Annotated in this window: 20 protein-coding genes; 11 read left to right on the top strand and 9 right to left on the bottom strand. The window is 41.2% G+C overall.

Annotation, left to right across the window (positions count from 1 at the left end):
* Window positions 1-66 precede the first annotated feature (66 nt).
* Both MHH68_RS13815 and MHH68_RS13810 read right to left on the bottom strand, forming a co-directional pair.
* The gene (locus MHH68_RS13815) at window positions 67-801 is read right to left on the bottom strand and encodes a TraR/DksA C4-type zinc finger protein (RefSeq protein ID WP_339163617.1); all 735 of its coding nucleotides are present in this window, start codon (window positions 799-801) and stop codon (window positions 67-69) included.
* Between the two features lie 120 nt (window positions 802-921).
* Entirely contained in the window at window positions 922-1,860 is a 939-nt protein-coding gene (locus MHH68_RS13810; RefSeq protein WP_339163615.1) for a 1,4-dihydroxy-2-naphthoate polyprenyltransferase, read from the bottom strand.
* Window positions 1,861-2,242: 382 nt separating this feature from the next.
* On the opposite strand from MHH68_RS13810, the gene MHH68_RS13805 reads away from it, so the two are divergent.
* From MHH68_RS13805 to menC, 6 genes are all read left to right on the top strand, one after another.
* Window positions 2,243-3,661, top strand: coding sequence for an isochorismate synthase MenF (locus MHH68_RS13805; RefSeq protein WP_339163613.1), 1,419 nt, complete (start codon window positions 2,243-2,245; stop codon window positions 3,659-3,661).
* A complete protein-coding gene (gene menD, locus MHH68_RS13800; protein WP_339163610.1) occupies window positions 3,654-5,396 on the top strand; it encodes a 2-succinyl-5-enolpyruvyl-6-hydroxy-3-cyclohexene-1-carboxylic-acid synthase in 1,743 nt (580 codons plus the stop codon). The genes MHH68_RS13805 and menD overlap by 8 nt, the downstream gene beginning before the upstream one ends.
* Window positions 5,381-6,205, top strand: a complete 825-nt coding sequence (gene menH / locus MHH68_RS13795; RefSeq protein WP_339163608.1) for a 2-succinyl-6-hydroxy-2,4-cyclohexadiene-1-carboxylate synthase — start codon at window positions 5,381-5,383, stop codon at window positions 6,203-6,205. Before menD ends, menH begins: the two co-directional genes overlap by 16 nt.
* Window positions 6,206-6,219: 14 nt before the next feature.
* Window positions 6,220-7,038, top strand: a complete 819-nt coding sequence (menB, locus tag MHH68_RS13790) for a 1,4-dihydroxy-2-naphthoyl-CoA synthase (protein WP_044142129.1) — start codon at window positions 6,220-6,222, stop codon at window positions 7,036-7,038.
* A gap of 71 nt (window positions 7,039-7,109) precedes the next feature.
* The gene (locus MHH68_RS13785; protein ID WP_339163604.1) at window positions 7,110-8,558 is read left to right on the top strand and encodes an o-succinylbenzoate--CoA ligase; all 1,449 of its coding nucleotides are present in this window, start codon (window positions 7,110-7,112) and stop codon (window positions 8,556-8,558) included.
* Complete coding sequence (gene menC / locus MHH68_RS13780) at window positions 8,559-9,683, top strand: o-succinylbenzoate synthase (RefSeq protein ID WP_058014980.1); 1,125 nt, start codon at window positions 8,559-8,561, stop codon at window positions 9,681-9,683.
* Window positions 9,684-9,788: 105 nt separating this feature from the next.
* Here the strand turns inward: menC and MHH68_RS13775 are convergent, their stop codons facing one another.
* The 4 genes from MHH68_RS13775 to MHH68_RS13760 form a co-directional block, all read right to left on the bottom strand.
* On the bottom strand, window positions 9,789-9,980 hold the full coding sequence (locus MHH68_RS13775) for a hypothetical protein (RefSeq protein WP_058014981.1): 192 nt from the start codon (window positions 9,978-9,980) through the stop codon (window positions 9,789-9,791).
* Window positions 9,981-10,005: 25 nt separating this feature from the next.
* Complete coding sequence (locus MHH68_RS13770) at window positions 10,006-10,164, bottom strand: DUF1540 domain-containing protein (RefSeq protein WP_008360682.1); 159 nt, start codon at window positions 10,162-10,164, stop codon at window positions 10,006-10,008.
* A 68-nt stretch (window positions 10,165-10,232) separates the two neighbouring features.
* The gene (locus MHH68_RS13765) at window positions 10,233-11,279 is read right to left on the bottom strand and encodes a cytochrome d ubiquinol oxidase subunit II (protein ID WP_180310775.1); all 1,047 of its coding nucleotides are present in this window, start codon (window positions 11,277-11,279) and stop codon (window positions 10,233-10,235) included.
* A gap of 21 nt (window positions 11,280-11,300) precedes the next feature.
* A complete protein-coding gene (locus MHH68_RS13760; protein ID WP_003217550.1) occupies window positions 11,301-12,632 on the bottom strand; it encodes a cytochrome ubiquinol oxidase subunit I in 1,332 nt (443 codons plus the stop codon).
* Between the two features lie 175 nt (window positions 12,633-12,807).
* On the opposite strand from MHH68_RS13760, the gene MHH68_RS13755 reads away from it, so the two are divergent.
* The gene (locus MHH68_RS13755) at window positions 12,808-13,050 is read left to right on the top strand and encodes a type B 50S ribosomal protein L31 (RefSeq protein WP_003217579.1); all 243 of its coding nucleotides are present in this window, start codon (window positions 12,808-12,810) and stop codon (window positions 13,048-13,050) included.
* A gap of 72 nt (window positions 13,051-13,122) precedes the next feature.
* On the opposite strand, the gene MHH68_RS13750 is transcribed toward MHH68_RS13755, so the two are convergent.
* Entirely contained in the window at window positions 13,123-14,100 is a 978-nt protein-coding gene (locus MHH68_RS13750) for a zinc ABC transporter substrate-binding protein (RefSeq protein WP_339163601.1), read from the bottom strand.
* A 214-nt stretch (window positions 14,101-14,314) separates the two neighbouring features.
* Here MHH68_RS13750 and MHH68_RS13745 point away from each other — a divergent pair, with 214 nt between their 5' ends.
* Window positions 14,315-14,881 (top strand): carbonic anhydrase, encoded by a 567-nt coding sequence (locus MHH68_RS13745; RefSeq protein WP_061409236.1) that lies wholly within the window; start codon window positions 14,315-14,317, stop codon window positions 14,879-14,881.
* A gap of 1 nt (window position 14,882) precedes the next feature.
* Here the strand turns inward: MHH68_RS13745 and yidD are convergent, their stop codons facing one another.
* Complete coding sequence (gene yidD / locus MHH68_RS13740; RefSeq protein WP_061409234.1) at window positions 14,883-15,107, bottom strand: membrane protein insertion efficiency factor YidD; 225 nt, start codon at window positions 15,105-15,107, stop codon at window positions 14,883-14,885.
* 126 nt (window positions 15,108-15,233) lie between these two features.
* On the opposite strand from yidD, the gene MHH68_RS13735 reads away from it, so the two are divergent.
* Window positions 15,234-15,707, top strand: coding sequence for an S-ribosylhomocysteine lyase (locus tag MHH68_RS13735; protein WP_003217624.1), 474 nt, complete (start codon window positions 15,234-15,236; stop codon window positions 15,705-15,707).
* Window positions 15,708-15,822: 115 nt separating this feature from the next.
* Window positions 15,823-16,257: a FixH family protein gene (locus MHH68_RS13730; protein ID WP_061409231.1), complete on the top strand. Its 435-nt coding sequence runs from the start codon at window positions 15,823-15,825 to the stop codon at window positions 16,255-16,257.
* 8 nt (window positions 16,258-16,265) lie between these two features.
* Here MHH68_RS13730 and ytzI read toward each other — a convergent pair whose 3' ends face one another.
* On the bottom strand, window positions 16,266-16,412 hold the full coding sequence (gene ytzI / locus MHH68_RS13725; RefSeq protein ID WP_041815877.1) for a YtzI protein: 147 nt from the start codon (window positions 16,410-16,412) through the stop codon (window positions 16,266-16,268).
* Between the two features lie 131 nt (window positions 16,413-16,543).
* Between ytzI and MHH68_RS13720 the strand changes: the two genes are divergently transcribed.
* Window positions 16,544-16,981 carry a Dps family protein gene (locus MHH68_RS13720; RefSeq protein WP_058014987.1) on the top strand — a complete coding sequence of 146 codons (438 nt, stop codon included), beginning with the start codon at window positions 16,544-16,546 and terminating at the stop codon, window positions 16,979-16,981.
* Window positions 16,982-17,098 lie beyond the last annotated feature (117 nt).

Raw genomic sequence — 17,098 nt, 5'->3', positions numbered from 1 at the left:
ATTCACTCTTAAAGTGATTTCCCAATCATTACATGATATAAACATTAAGCCCCCATTATGAGGGGACTAATGATTTTCTTCTGTATAAGGTTCCTCTTCGTACGGCTTCAAATCACCAAATACGGTCATGACGCCTTCTTCGTCCAATGCTTTTTCATAGGCTTCATGGGCTTTATTTGGATACACCATACTTGCCTTGCCCTCAATATCAGCAGCTGCAAATCCTTCATAGTCTTCGACATAATCTTCATCTTCTGATTGAGTGTACACATCATCGTATGTCAATGGAGGAAATTCCATATCGGACGGCGTATCAGAGTTTCCGTAGCGTTCTACGTCTTGATATGCATCCTCTCCATCGTAGGCTGCACTTTCTTCATTTTCGAATTGCCCTGATGGCGGACTTAATAAATCCTCTTCAATTGGACGGTTTTGTGAAACGGTTTGTTCTTTTGAATGCTCTGTGCATGTGACGGCACTAGGCAAGGCTTCTAAACGTTCCTTTGGGATAGGGGCTTTACAGACCTTGCAAAGTCCATAAGAGCCGTCAGTGATGGCTTGAAGTGCTTCATTGATGTCTAACAGATGTTCATGTTCTAAACTATTTAACGCAATATCTTTCCCGCGTTCGAACAGCTCTGTTCCTTGATCACCTGGATGATTATCATAGGCTGACAGATCTCCGACAGAATCATAAGGAAATGATACTTTTTGTTCATCGTCATGGCTTTTGGCTTCGAGTTTGTGTTTTTCATCGAGAAGTCGCTGCTTCAAATGATGTAATTCGTCTTTAGACAACAAAGCGATCATCCTTTCATATCAAACATAATGTTAGTATGAGCAATTTTATCTGTAAGACTAGTTCCAATTTGAAGCAATTCCTCATGAAAAAACGCCTGCGGCTGGGGCAGGCGTTCTTTGTTAAGCAATATAGTACTGTAAAATCAAAGCGATTGTTAGCAGGAAACCGAAAAATGTATTGGTTTGTGCTGTAGATTTCATGGCATTCATTAATTCAATTGGTTTTTCTTTTTGCTTAAATTCTTTGATAGCTGTATATGCTTTTGGGCCACTGAGTAAAACAAGAAGGCTCCAAAGGCCGACAATATCTGTGAAGATATAAACAAAAATAAGTACATAAGAGAGCAAAAACATGGAAAGTAAAATGTTCACTGCAGCTTTTCGCCCAGCAAGGATAGCAAGTGTTTTTCGTCCATTTTCTTTATCGCCGTCTAAATCGCGGATATTGTTCGATAGTAAGATGGCACCAACTAAAATAGAAATTGGTAATGAGACGAGAACCGCTTTAGACGTCAGTGTGCCTGTTTGAATATAGAAACTGATCAGGATGATTCCTAATCCCATAAACGCACCTGATACAAGTTCTCCAAACGGTGTATATGCAATAGGAACAGGACCGCCAGTATAGAAATAGCCTGCTGCCATACAAATGAGCCCTATCAGTGCAATCCACCAGCTAGACATCATGCAAATGTACACCCCTAGTAGTAAAGAAAGCGCAAATAGTGCATAAGCAAGGGCGAGAACGGTTTTAGGCTTCACGCCATTTCTGACAATGGCGCCGCCGATGCCGACAGATTTCTCGTTGTCCAATCCGCGAACATAATCAAAGTACTCATTAAACATGTTTGTTGCGATTTGGATAAACATAGATGCAAACAGCATAGCTAAAAATAGCCCAACATGTATTTGACCACTTGGAAGTGCGAGAACAGTTCCTAAAGTAACGGGAATAAATGCTGCTGTTAATGTATGCGGTCGTAGTAAATTCCACCAAATCCGCCAGTTCTTATCAGGCTTAATCGGTGAAAGCTGATCTGATATCGATTGATGCTGCATAAAATATACTCCTTTAAATAAAAAAATACGTACACGTCCAAATTCCAGTTTAGCAAAGTTCAAAAGGGTGTCAATATATTGATGCGATGAAACCTGAAAAAGATGTTTGCTAATCGTTGCCATATCGAGAGAAAGCTTGATCTTAGAACAAGACTTTCCATTTTTCTTATAGATGCTCTCGTTTCAAGAAGTAGGAGCGAAAAAATCTAGAAAGCGTGATATAATAAGGATTCGAGGTTTTAAAAGCTGTTTTCTTTACTAAGTTCATCTGTTAAGGTTTATAATAGAAAAGCAGGTCATTCGACATACTCGAATGTTCACGTATTTTTTCATTTTGGTTTTATTTTTTTATGTTATTTCATGGATTTTGGAGGAATGTATCATGGTGACAACAGTGCAAAGTACTTTCTGGCAGGAAGCGCTTGCGACATTAGAAGAAGCGAATAACGTCAACCATGCTGTTTTGATAAGCTACTCCAGAAGAGTTGACGATCTGGATCCTCTTGCCTTTTTCCAAAGCGGCGAAGCGGATTTTTTAGGCGAGCGTTTTTTTTGGTCTGATCCAGAAAGCCAAATGATATTTTCTGGACTTGGCAGAGCGGCCGTTATTAAATCATCTGAACAAGGCAAGGAACGATTTGATACAGTCCATCAAGAATGGGAACAGCTGAAGCAGCACATGTTCCATTTTCATGATGAGAAGGAGTTAAGGCAAGCGGCTGTTGGTCCGCTTTTATTTGGAGGATTCTCATTTGATCCGTTTGAAGAGAAGGCGCGTCACTGGGAAGCTTTTGGCGAGGCTCATTTTTTTGTGCCATCGATGATGCTCACTGTCTCGAAAGAAGGGACGTTTCTTACGATTAATGAATGGAAGCAGGTGGACGGGAATGTTCATCAGCTCATTCAAGAATTAGAACAAAAAGCCTCTCATTTCGAAACATTACCGCTCAGACATGATGGACAAGCCGAACTTGTTCATATGGAAGAACGAGATGTGACGGAATGGATGAAGGCGATCCAAGAAGCGACAGACCACATTCGTGCAAACGAATATGAAAAGGTTGTTTTAGCAAGAGAAGTCTTGCTTCACTATAAAAATCAAATTGAACTCGCTCCACTGTTATCAGAATTATTAAAGCATCAAACAACGAGTTATGTATTTGCGGTTGAACAGGGGAGACAAGCATTTGTCGGAGCTACGCCGGAACGCTTAGTGAAAAAAAGCGGCGGAGAGGTCTTTTCATCTTGTTTAGCAGGTTCGATTGTTCGTGGAAAAAATGAAGCGGAAGATCGAGCATTAGGCGAGGAGCTACTGCATGATGAGAAGAATTTGATTGAACATCAAATTGTCGTCAATATGATTGAGCAAGCATTTGAGGCCAATTGCCTTCGCGTGCATAAACCAAATCAACCTAGTCTTTATAAAACAAAAAACATTCAGCATTTGTTTACACCGATTGTGGGAGAAATTAAAAGCAGCTGTTCTCTCTTCTCATTAATTGAACAGCTCCATCCGACGCCAGCATTAGGTGGATATCCGAAGGAAAAGGCAGTTGAGGTCATTCGTGAAATCGAACCGTTGAAACGTGGCTGGTACGCAGCGCCGGTAGGGTGGATTGACTCTCAGGATAATGGAGAATTTGCTGTTGCCATTCGGTCAGGTCTTATTGAGGAAGACCATGTTCGTTTGTTCGCTGGCTGCGGCATTGTAGAGGATTCCCTTGCAAAGCAGGAGTACGAGGAAACGCAAGTGAAATTAAGACCAATGCTATCTGCCCTTGGAGGTCGTCCTATTGAATAATCAAATCATGACAACATATATTGGCAGATTGATGGATGAATTTGTCCAAGGCGGCGTACAAGAGGCCGTTGTCTGTCCAGGTTCTCGTTCGACCCCGCTTGCAATGCTGGCTCTAGCCCACCAAAACATCAATGTCCATGTATTAGTGGATGAACGGTCTGCTGCTTTTTATGCGCTTGGTCTTGCAAAAGCAAGTCAAAAATCAGTGCTGCTTATTTGTACATCAGGTACAGCAGCAGCTAACTTTTACCCAGCCATTGTAGAGGCACATTATTCCCATGTCCCACTTATTGTTTTAACTGCTGATCGGCCGCACGAATTGAGGGAAGTTGGGGCACCTCAAGCGATTGATCAGCAATTCTTATTCGGTAAGTTTGTTAAATGGTTCACAGACTTAGCATTGCCAGAAGAAAGTCAGACGATGTTGCGCTATGTTCAGACGGCTGCGGCAAGAGCAAATCATATGTCGATGCAAGAGCCGAAAGGACCTGTACAAATCAATGTCCCTCTGAGAGAACCATTGCTTCCTGATTTGTCTATTGATCCTTTCGAGAGAGAAGAAACAGACCGGAAAAAAGTATTAGCTACAGGACAGGCTTTCCCAAATTGTGATGCGATATCTGAAATTGTGACGGGCATGAACCGTTCCAAAAAGGGACTGATTGTGTGTGGTGAGCTTCATACTCAGAAAGAAAAAGAGGCAGTGTTACGTCTTTCAAAAGCCTTGCATATGCCGATTTTAGCGGACCCGCTTTCTCATTTACGAAATGGTCATGAGCATGCAGGTCTTATTATTGATGCGTATGATTCTTTATTGAAAGATGAAGCATTGCAGCAGCACCTATTGCCGGATATGGTCATTCGTTTTGGACCGATGCCTGTGTCTAAGCCTTTATTCAAGTGGTTGGAAAAACATGTGGAAGTCAATCAGATTGTTGTTGATGCTGCTGGAGGTTTTCGAGATCCTGGGCTGAGTGCTTCATACGTCATTGAAAGTGATGTGGCAGCTTTTGTAGATGAAGTAGTCAATAGAGCGGATCAACGTGAGGATACAAGTTTTCTAAAGCGCTGGCAGGATGCTAATTCATCATTCAGAACGCATGCTGCCCATTATTCTGATGAGGATCTGTCATTTGAGGGGAATGTGTACCGTCAGCTTCAGCATCTATTGCCGAAGGAGAGTGTCCTTTTTATCGGAAATAGTATGCCGATTCGTGATGTGGATACATTTTTTGAAGCGCAATTGAAGCCTTTTCGAATGATGGCGAATCGAGGAGCAAATGGTATTGATGGCGTTGTGTCTACAGCACTTGGCACGTATGCAGCTTTGAAACAGCCGGTCACCTTAGTGATTGGAGATTTATCATTTTACCATGATATGAATGGTCTCCTTGCAGCGAAGTTGATGGACATTCCACTAACGGTTGTGCTTTTAAACAATGATGGAGGAGGCATCTTTTCTTTCCTTCCGCAGGCGTCTGAGGAACCGTATTATGAAAAACTCTTTGGTACACCGACTGGACTGAATTTTGAGTATGCTTCGAAGCTGTATGGGGGAACCTATGCGAAACCGTCAACGAAACAAGAATTCCATGATGTATACAAGGCGCATATAGAAGAGCCTGGACTTCATTTAATTGAAATTGAAACAGATCGGCATTCTCGTGCAAGCAAGCATCGTCAAATGATGGATGACATATTGAAAGAAGTGAAAAAAGAATGTCTTCTTTCATAATACGGATGCGTGATGGTGTGGCGTACGAGGTGGTGGATCAAAATCCATCAGGTGAGAATGCCACGTTATGCCTACATGGCTTCACTGGAAGCGCGGCTTCTTGGACGTTCTTGAATGCTTATATGGAGAATACGAGATTGATTCAAGTCAGTTTGCTTGGACATGGCCGCACGGACTCACCAGAAAGTATAAGAAGATATGCGATGTCGCATCAACTGGCAGATCTTGCAGAGATTTTAAATCAATTAAAGCTTCACAAAGTGAATATTCTCGGATATTCTATGGGAGGACGTATTGCTTTATCATTTGCCACTCGTTATTCAGAGCGAGTCAACAAATTGATTCTAGAGAGTACCTCTCCAGGGCTTCGCACGTTTAAAGAGCGGATGGCAAGACTCAAGCAGGATCATCAGCTTGCTCAGAAAATGAGACATGAAGGTTTAGTGAAGTTTGTGGATTTTTGGGAGAGTATTCCACTGTTTGCTTCGCAAAGAACTTTATCAGCTGACACGCAGGCTCAACTAAGAGAGGGAAGGCTGAAAGCCAATCCACTTGGACTGGCTCGCAGCTTAGAAGGCATAGGAACAGGTTCGCAGCCCTCTATTTGGAAGGCATTAAAGCATATAAAATTACCTGTTTTGTTGATTTGCGGAGCGCTTGATGAAAAGTTCTGCAATATCGCCGCACGTATGCAGCAGGAGCTTGAAGGCAGTCAATTTATATTGGCTGAGCAGGCTGGGCATACAGTTCATGTGGAACAACCACATTTTTTTGGTAAAATAGTAAGTGAGTTTATTACGCAAGATTAGAGGAGGAACTATTGATGGCTATTGAATGGCAAACTGAGCGTCAATATGACGAAATTTTATATGAAACGTACAATGGGATCGCAAAGATCACGATTAATCGTCCACATGTACATAACGCGTTTACACCAAAAACTGTGAGTGAATTAATTGATGCATTTTCACGTGCTCGTGATAATTCGAATGTAGGTGTGATCGTACTTGCAGGTGCTGGCGGCAAAGCATTCTGTTCTGGTGGAGATCAAAAAGTACGCGGTCATGGCGGTTATGTAGGAGACGATCAAATTCCGCGTCTAAATGTTCTGGACTTACAGCGTTTGATTCGTGTGATTCCAAAACCTGTTGTTGCGATGGTTGCTGGTTATGCAATCGGCGGCGGGCACGTTCTTCATATTGTGTGTGACCTGACAATTGCAGCAGATAATGCGATTTTTGGACAAACTGGTCCAAAAGTAGGTAGCTTTGATGCTGGGTATGGTTCAGGCTACCTTGCACGTATTGTAGGTCATAAGAAAGCGAGAGAGATCTGGTACTTATGCCGTCAATACAATGCACAAGAAGCGCTTGATATGGGACTTGTCAATACAGTTGTACCATTAGAGCAGCTTGAAGAGGAAACCGTGAAGTGGTGTGAGGAGATGCTAGAAAAGAGCCCGACTGCTTTACGATTCTTGAAGGCTGCATTTAATGCAGATACGGATGGATTAGCTGGAATTCAACAATTTGCAGGAGATGCGACACTTCTTTATTACACAACAGATGAAGCAAAAGAAGGACGCGATTCCTTTAAGGAAAAACGCAAGCCGGACTTCGGTCAGTTCCCGCGTTTCCCTTGATTCAATGATATCGATGAAAAACAGCTTAGTGCATCAGACTAAGCTGTTTTCTTTTACAAAAAGGAGGTGTCATGATGAAGCAACCAAATTGGCTGCTGCACCGTGCTTATTTAACACCAGAAAGAGTCGCGATCATTTATCAGGATAAAAAGTGGACATTTCGCGATTTAGCTGATGAAGTCAATGAGCTTTCCAATAGACTTGCACAAACATCATTAAAAAAAGGGGAAACGGTCGGTCTTCTGATGAACAACCATCCTCAAATGGTGATGCTTGTTCATGCTTGTTTGTCATTAGGATTCAAAATCGTGCTATTGAACAATAAGTTAACAAAAGCCGAAAGACGCTATCAACTTGAAGATGCAAAAGCAGCCGCTTTATTTACTGAACCTGTTTATGCCAGTGATCATAAGGGTGAACTACCCGTTTATACAATGGAGACTTTACCTGAAGAAGGGCAAGAGAATGTAACTAAAATCGAAAGCGAATTTGATTTAAATGAAACAGCGACGATCATGTATACATCTGGTACAACAGGACGCCCAAAAGGGGTTGAGCAAACGTTTGGCAATCATTTCCATAGTGCTGTTTCCTCTGTACTCAATATGGGCATCAGAGAGGATGACCGCTGGCTTATTGCACTGCCTCTTTTTCATATTAGCGGATTATCCGCTTTATTTAAGTCTGTGATTTATGGGATGACTGTCGTACTCCATCAGAAGTTTGATGTCGATGAAGTAAAAGGTTCTATTGAACAGCATCGTGTGACGATGATATCTGTTGTTCAAACGATGTTATCCCGTTTATTAAGCAGACTGGAAGAATGTCCGTCTTCTTTGCGCTGTCTTTTATTAGGCGGAGGGCCTGCGCCTTTTGCGATGCTTCAAGAAAGCAAAGAGAAAGGCTTCCCTGTGTTTCAATCGTATGGCATGACAGAGACCTGTTCACAAATTGTGACCCTTGCGCCTGAATTTAGTGTAGAGAAACTTGGATCAGCGGGAAAACCCCTTTTTGGGTGTGAGCTGAAAATTCAAGATGGTACACGCATTTGTCGTCCTTTTGAGCATGGCGAAATTATGGTGAAAGGGGCAAATGTCATGAAAGGGTACCTTTACCGTGAAGAGGCGACCGCGGCTGCCTTTGATCAAGGCTGGCTGAAAACGGGTGATATTGGCTATGTGGATGAGGAGGGATTTTTATTTGTGCTTGACCGCCGTTCAGATTTAATTATTTCTGGCGGTGAGAATATTTATCCTGCTGAAATTGAAGCGGTCCTGTTAGCACATCCGCATGTAAAGGAAGCCGGAGTGACGGGTATGTATGATGATAGATGGGGAGAGGTACCGGCTGCCTTTCTTGTCACAGACCATAAAATACCGGAGAGTGAGCTCTATGCTTTATGTGAGTCGCATCTAGCAAAATATAAATGGCCTGCCGCTTTTCACTTTGTGGACGAGCTGCCAAGAAATGCGTCGAATAAATTGCAGAGGCACAGACTCAGAGTCAAAAGGGGTTTTTAGATGATTCAAATTGAACGAGTGATTTTATATCATGTCACGATGAAGCTCAAGCAGCCATTTACCACAAGTCTTGGGACCATATCGGAGCGTGAGTTTATTATTGTCGAGGTAAAAGATCAAACGGGATTGACTGGTTGGGGAGAGGTGTCAGCTTTTTCTTCTCCTTGGTATACAGAAGAAACCATTGAAACTTGTTACCATATGCTGAGAGCTTTCTTTATACCAAATGTGCTGACACGCACCTTTACACACCCTTCAGAAATACCAGACAGCCTGTATCAATTTAAAGGGAATAAGATGGCGAAAGCGGGAATTGAAGCGGCTGTTTGGGATATTTATGCGAAGCGTGAGAATAAATCGTTACGAGATGTATTAGGCGGCACCAAGGATAGAATACCTTCTGGTGTTGTGGCGGGGTTAGGACCCGTTGATGATATGCTGAAGCAAATACAACAATTTGTGGACCAAGGCTATCAGCGGGTGAAGGTGAAAATTAAGCCGGGACAGGATATTGGTCTCCTTAAAAAAATTAGAGAGTCTTTCCCTCACCTTCCATTAATGGCAGATGCAAACTCTGCTTATGAGTTAAAGGATATTAGCAAGCTCAAGCAGCTCGATGACATTCGTTTATTAATGATTGAACAGCCATTAGCTGCAGATGATATCGTCGACCATCGCCATTTGCAAAAGCATTTAAAAACACCGATATGTTTGGATGAAAGTATTTGTTCTTTAGATGATGCTAGAAAAGCTGTAGAGCTTGGCAGCTGTCAAATTATTAATGTGAAGCCTTCACGAGTTGGAGGGCTGACAGAAGCACTTAAAATCCATACATTCAGTAAGGAGCATCAAATTCCGCTATGGTGCGGAGGAATGATTGAAACAGGCATTTCCCGCGCCCAGAACGTGGCACTTGCTTCACTTCCGCAATTTACAATTCCAGGTGATATTTCAGCTTCGTCAAAATATTGGGAGCAGGATATCATTTTTCCTGAAATCAAGGTTGAAAATGGGTTTATTGAGGTACCTCGTTCCCCAGGAATGGGCGTAGAAGTGGATTATCAAGCGCTTCGTTCTTTTTCAGATAAAATTGACGTGTTTACAAAACATGATTTTGTGATGTGAAAATGAGGTATTCACCTTTTGCACATCCGATAAAATCTATATATAGTGAGAGAAAGTTTTTCCTTCCTGTCTCAAAAAAAAGAAAGAGCGGTGACCCGCTCTTTCTTACTCTTCTACCAGTTCGCTGTCATAAGCAAGCTGTCCAATATAGTGATTCATTTCAGTTGGCATGTCTGCTGCAGGGCCATATTCATAATCCCAAAGGTTTAAAAAGGAGTGAGCTGCTTGATAAAATGCGGCTTCGTCCGCGTCATGAATTTCGTCAAAAAACGTTTGAAGCAGCCGATCGTATTTCAATGTGAAGCGCCTCCTTAAATGAGACTTAAAGATCTTGTGGTTTAAACGTTTTACAATCCGTTTCTTCACTTTTTTCAGCCGTATTTCCTGTGTGGCTGACGACATAGATTGCATCTGCCCCACAGCGGTTTCCAGCATTCCAATAGGAACAGTTATTAACTTCACAAAGGATTTTTTGACTCATACAGATGACCTCCTTTTGAGTATGTCTTTCTTCTATAATGTAACCGAAATGAACCTCATCCATTCACGTTAATCTTCCTGGCGAATATAGCGCTTATCCTTCATAAACAATTTCCAGAAGAAATAGAACCCAGGAAATAAGATGATAAAACCTACAATATACGTGATAAATAATGCTCTAAATGTCACAGGGTCAGTAAAACCAGACATGATTGTAATATCTGGATAGGCCATATAAGGCAAATGGGCACGTCCGTACACGTAGCTTGCTAAAAAATATTGAATGGTAATCGCAATGACAGCTAAACGCGGCCGGCCTTTTCGATGCTTAAACCGGCTATTTGGTAAATATAGAGCCAGCCCTGCTAGCAAAAACATCAGGAGTGATACAAGAAGAATAGGGATGTTCTGCATCATTTTTGTGAACAGCCAATTTGCCTCGCTTCTTAATGTCAGCATGATGAAAAAGGCCATCATGAGTGAAAGCGGACCCGTAATGAGCGCTCCTCTTCTATAAATACTGTAAGCTTCATCTTCATCAGCCACATTCGAGAAATCAGCTAAAAGCAATGACGAAAGAAAAAGGGTGCTGAAAATGGCAAAGCCGACAAAAGAATAGACATTTGCACTCGTAAAGACCAGTCCAAGATCTAATGAGTAATTGTTGTTCTCCTCAAAGATAAATCCACCATGAGTAATCGGAAGAACCATGATCAGGATCGATGGAATGATAAAGCCGCTAATCCCTGAAATGTAAGTCACTGCTTTTCGGTATTTTTTAGGTAGAGAATGAGAAAACACAAGAAACCCGCTTCGCAGTGCAAGAAGTAATAATATGATGCTGCCGGGTATTAATAAAACAGTACCAAGGACAAAGGTCGCTCCTGGAAACATGCTAAACAACGCAACAACAATTGCCACAATAAATACGTTAGTTACTTCCCATGTTGGAGAAAGATACTTATTTGCGATATTAGCGGCCTTTGTTTGTTCTTTATTCATATAAATCATGGACCAAAATCCTGCGCCGAAATCCATTGATGCCATCACTGCATAGATAAAAACGAACCCCCATAAGATGGTGATTGCAATGAGTGCATCAGTTGTCACATCCATTTGCATCTAGATCGCTCCTTTTTAAGATTCTGTTAACCGTAGGTCTTCTTCAATCGAATGTTTTCTAAAGTAGTACGTCAGCACAATCACAGTTGCTATGCCTAAGATGAGGTAGACAATGGCAAAAAGGATAAAGAGCGTACCGATTGAGCCTGATGATGTGACGACCTCTGAGGTTTTGAGCATTCGATAAATGACCCATGGCTGACGGCCTGTACATGCAAAGATCCAGCCAAACTCAATAGCCAAAAGACTAAGGGGCCCGCCGAATAAGTAAAGAAAAAGGAGCCACTTCGGATAATGTTCGCGTTTCAAAATTTTACGGTAAAGCAGTGCTAATACCGCAAACAAAATGAGGACTGAGCCAATAATGACCATGCCATTAAATAATGTGTGAATAAATAAAGGCGGCCACTCGTCACGTGGGAAATCATTTAAGCCCTTGACCACCGTATCAAAGCTATTTCCTGCCAAAAAGCTAAGCGCCCAAGGGATTTCAATTGCTCCTTTAATTTCCTTTGAATCGGCATCAGTAAAACCACCTATTGCGAGAGGTGCATGTGATTGTGTTTCAAATAAACCTTCAGCACCAGCTAACTTTTCAGGCTGATATTCATACAGAAGCTGAGCAGACTCATGACCATTTATGGCCGTAAGAAATGAGAAGAGGCCTCCTACAATAAGTCCAAGAAAAAGAGCTTTTCGATGAAACGTATAGAGCTTCTCATTCTTTCTTGTTTTAAGCATTTTAAAAGCTGCCACTGATGCAATCACAAAAGCACCTGTTGTAAAAGCAGACAGCACAACATGTGTTGCAGTTACGACAAAGCTTGGATTGAAAAAGGCCTTCCAAGGCTCGATATTCGTAATTTCTCCATTGACCATTTGAAAGCCAGCAGGGGTACCTTCAAATGCATGTACGTTTGTGATCAGAATCGCTGAAGCGGCTGCGCCAATCACAACAAAAATAACGGTAATGATGCGCATAGCAGGTGATAGGCGGTCCGCTGCGTACACATAAATAGACATAAATAATGCTTCAATAAAGAACGCATAAATCTCAATCTGAAATGGCAGTGACATGACCTTTCCGATGACCTCCATAAAACCTGGCCATAGAAGAGCGAGCTGGGTGCCGGCAATCGTGCCTGTTGGAATGGCGACACCTAACAAGACAGCCTGCGCTTTCGTCCACCGTTTCGCCATGACAGCATAGTGAGGGTCCTTCGTTTTTTGGAAGATGAGTTCAGCTAACAAAATCATTAGCGGGATGCCGACGCCAAGCGAGGCATAAATAATATGAAAGCCCATGGTTGTGCCGAACAGGCTTCTAGCTAAAACGAGATCAGTCAATTTTTTCTCCGCCTTTCTTATCGCTTCTCTTTTTCATGATGTTATTATTCTCCACCATTTTTAGATTATTCTTCCTGACTAAGAAAGCTTGATTTTTGACATGTTGTAAAAGAGGGAGTAGAATATAAGTATAAAGCGTAATCATTACGTTTTGATAACGAAAGGAGTTTTGACATTGAAAAGAGATATTCATCCAACCTCACATGAAGTTGTATTTATGGACGTAAACAGCGGTTACCGCTTTTTGAGTAAATCGACAAAGTCATCCAATGAGACAGTAGAATGGGAAGATGGGAAAACGTATCCTGTCATTAAAGTAGAAACAAGCTCTGATACGCATCCTTTTTATACAGGACGCCAAAAATTCGGAGAAAAAGGCGGAAGAGCCGAGTTGTTTAAGAAAAAGTATCAAATGTAATAAGAAAAGCACACCCTACAATGGTGTGCTTTTTTACAGCAAAAAACCCGGGAGATCACCCGGGCCTAACAATTAATCATTTAAAGCGGTTTTTAAGGTCTTTAGATTTTGTTTCATTAAGCTGACGTAGCTTTCACCTTTTTTTGCATCATCTTCAGTAATAGATTCTAAATTTTTAAGTGTGAGGCTTTTTGCCCCAATTTCACTGCGGATCGTATCTGAGACTTTGCTGCTGACGTTGTTTTCAAAAATCACATATTGAATGTGATGCTTTTCAGCTTTTTCGACAATGCTTTCGAGCTGCTTTTGTGAAGGCTCTTCAGAAGCGGATAACCCTAATACACTGATTTGTTCAATGCCGTAGCGCTTTTCCCAATAACCGTAGGCTGCATGCGAAACAAGGATTTCTTTATGTTTTGCTTTAGATAACGTTGTGTTGAACTCTTGATCTAGCGATTGCAAATCTTTTTTTAGTTTTTCATAGTTTTTTGTGTATTCGTCTTTATGATCTGGATCTAATGAAACGAGTGTATCTTTAATGTTTTTCGCCATTTGCTGTGCATAAACAGGGTCTAACCATGCATGAGGATCTTTATCTCCGTGATCGTGTCCATCATGATCTTCCTCTTCATGATCATGATCTTCACCTTCTTCATGTGAATGCTCTTCTTTTGTCGATAACAATTTGATGCCTTCGGCTGCTTTGACTGTTTTCACGCCTTGGTCTTTTAACGTAGAAGCGGTTTTGTCAGCGAATGCTTCAGCGCCTGTGCCGCTGTAGATGAAGGCGTCTCCTTCAGCCATTTCAACCATCGTTTTTGAACTTGGTTCAAAGCTGTGTGCATCTGCATTGGCAGGGTACACGCTTTGCGCATGAACATGAGAACCGCCAATTTTTTCAGTGAAATCTTGAATCGGGAAAATGGTGGTGTAAACGGTCAGCTTTCCGTCTGCTTTTCCTTTTGAAGCATTTGTCCCCGCACTGCTTGAGCAAGCGGCAAGACCGATCGCAAATAAAGCAGCTGTTAACATATAAAAGATTTTTTTCATGTGGAAAATGTCTCCTCTCAATCTATTAGATAGAAATGATTACGATTTAATGTCCTGAGTTATTGTATCGTAATAATTACGATTTGAAAAGAGGAAAATAAAAAAATTTCATCAGCAGATGTTTCCTTTTAAAAAAATGTGCTGCAAAACGTGACGAAATTTCTCACATTGTGCTATATTTATTTTTAAAAAAAGATAAAGGAATGGACAACGTATGAAACTTTTAGAAGAAATCATCGAATATAATCAACAATTTATTGAAGAAAAGAAATACGAAGAATTTACAACAACGAAGTTTCCACAGAAAAAAGCTGTCATTCTGTCATGTATGGATACAAGGCTTGTCGAGCTGCTTCCACGTGCAATGAACATGAAAAATGGAGATATCAAGATCGTTAAAAGTGCTGGGGCTCTTGTTTCTCATCCATTTGGAAGTATTATGCGAAGCATTTTAGTGGCTGTTTACGAATTAAATGCTGACGAGGTTTATGTCATCGGGCATCATGATTGCGGTATGAGCAAAATAGACAGCCAGACACTTTTAAACAAAGCCATTGAGCGTGGTATCCCAGAAAAACGGATTGAAGTACTGGAATACTCAGGAATCGATTTTAAACAGTGGCTCAAAAGCTTTAGTTCGGTTGAAGAGAGCGTGAAGGACAGTGTGTCCGTTGTGAAAAATCACCCGCTTCTCCCATCAAATGTGCCTGTGCACGGTCTTGTAATTGATCCTGGAACTGGCAAGCTTGACGTAGTCGTCAACGGATATGAAAAAAAGTAAGTTATGTTTCCTTTTTCGGCGGGACAGGATCGATGCCTCCAGGATGGAGCGGATGACATTTTAATATCCGTTTGATGGTGAGCCAGCCGCCTTTTAAAGCGCCATGCGTTTTGATCGCTTCTAGCCCATAGTTTGAGCATGTTGGGTAAAACCGGCAGCTAGGCGGTGTAAGAGGGGAAATACATTTTTGATAAAAGCGTATGATGCCGATAAAAATTTGTTTCATAAAGGTTCCTCCTTGTCTGTCTTTCACAGTATAAGAAAAAAGGACAAGGAAGGAAAGTTTTATAAACTAAACTGGTCGGAGAAATATGTTATAATATAGGAAATTGCAATTATAGGAGTGGTGATTATGCCTTCAGTAGAAAGCTTTGAACTTGATCATAATGCTGTAAAAGCGCCATACGTTCGTCATTGTGGCGTTCATAAAGTGGGATCAGATGGAGAAGTCAATAAATTTGATATTCGTTTTTGTCAGCCAAACAAGCAAGCGATGAAACCTGATACGATTCATACATTAGAGCATTTACTTGCGTTTAACATTAGAACACACTCAGAGAAATACGACCATTTTGATATCATTGATATATCTCCAATGGGCTGTCAGACAGGCTACTATTTAGTGGTCAGTGGTGCACCAACTCCAAAAGAAATCGTTGAGCTTCTTGATGCAACATTCAAGGATGCAGTTGAAGTAACAGAAATTCCTGCGGCAAACGAAGAGCAATGCGGTCAAGCGAAGCTTCATGACCTTGAAGGGGCAAAACGTTTGATGCGTTTCTGGCTTTCTCAAGATCAAGAAGAGCTTCTCAAAGTATTTGGTTAATCAATCATAAACCGGACATGATGATGTCCGGTTTTTTTTGTATTCGATCATGAGATGTCAAAATAGGGGATATTTGTTAAAATGGACATGTCAGTAAAAGAAGGGGGAACTCGGGATGCGAAAAATGTTGGGAATGATATTGATGCTCTTGTTACTAAGTGCATGTGGGAACTCTGCAGCAAATAGTGAAAAAGGGGAGGTACCTGAGCTATTAGAAGTGAAGCTTACAGGACCTGAACAAGTGGAGAAAAATGAAAGCGTTATAGTAAAAGCAGCTGTCACATATGGTGATACGCCTGTCGATGATGCAGACGAAGTTCAATTTGAAGTGTGGAAAGATGGCGATAAGGATAACAGCCAGATGATTCAGCCAAAGAAAGAGAATAAAGGTGTATATGAATTGCATACAGCCTTTAAAAAAGATGGCCTTTATATCATACAAGTCCATGTGACAGCTAAACAGCAGCATAATATGCCAAAGACGAACATTCAAGTAGGTGATGTGAAAAAAGAGAGTTCATCTACTGAAGAAGAAACTTCACATCATTAAGTGGCATTTTATTTCGGGTTAGGACGTTGGTTTGGTTCAGCATCCTGTGGTGTATCGATTTTATGCTTATATTCATAAGCCTTCGATGTTGTCCACAGCGATAAAAAGACAACGATTGAGATAATGATAAAGCTGATAATCCCAAGTAGCAGCATCTAACTCCCTCCTTATTTCCATATTAACATATATTTCATGCAGCCAAAATAGAAGAAATTCATCGCAGGTTTCAGTATAATAGGAAAAGGGTATTCTCATACTAAACGCAATTACATAAGGAGGAATAAACATGTCTGAAAAATTATTACACGTCGTCAATAAACAAGTAGCAGATTGGACTGTGCTTTACGTAAAATTACATAACTATCACTGGTACGTAAAGGGAAAAGACTTCTTTACACTCCATGAGAAATTTGAGGAACTTTATACAGAAACAGCGACATACATTGATGATTTGGCTGAGCGTATGCTTGCTTTAAATGGACAGCCTGTTGCAACAATGAAAGAATGCTTAGAAATTTCTAGCATTCAAGAAGCTGAAGGTAATGAATCAGCGGAGCAAATGGTGAAAAATCTATATGATGATTTCTCCAATATCGCTGAGGAATTAAAACAAGGAATGGAGCTGGCTGGAGAAGTTGGCGATGAAACAACAGGTGATATGTTACTTGCGATTCATCAATCTATCGAAAAACACAACTGGATGCTTAAAGCATTTTTAGGATAATACGTATGTGGAAGGAATGTCGATCGTTAAGAGATCGACATTCCTTTTTTGTTGGAATCGTGACAGACAGCCCATTGAAATCATAGGGCTTTCAGCCGAAGAGAAAAGAGAAGGGAG

It is taken from the genome of Bacillus sp. FSL K6-2841 (assembly GCF_037976435.1).
GTDB lineage: Bacteria > Bacillota > Bacilli > Bacillales > Bacillaceae > Bacillus > Bacillus pumilus.
Note: the sequence above shows the minus strand (reverse complement) of the source record. Positions and strands in the feature narration are given on the sequence as shown.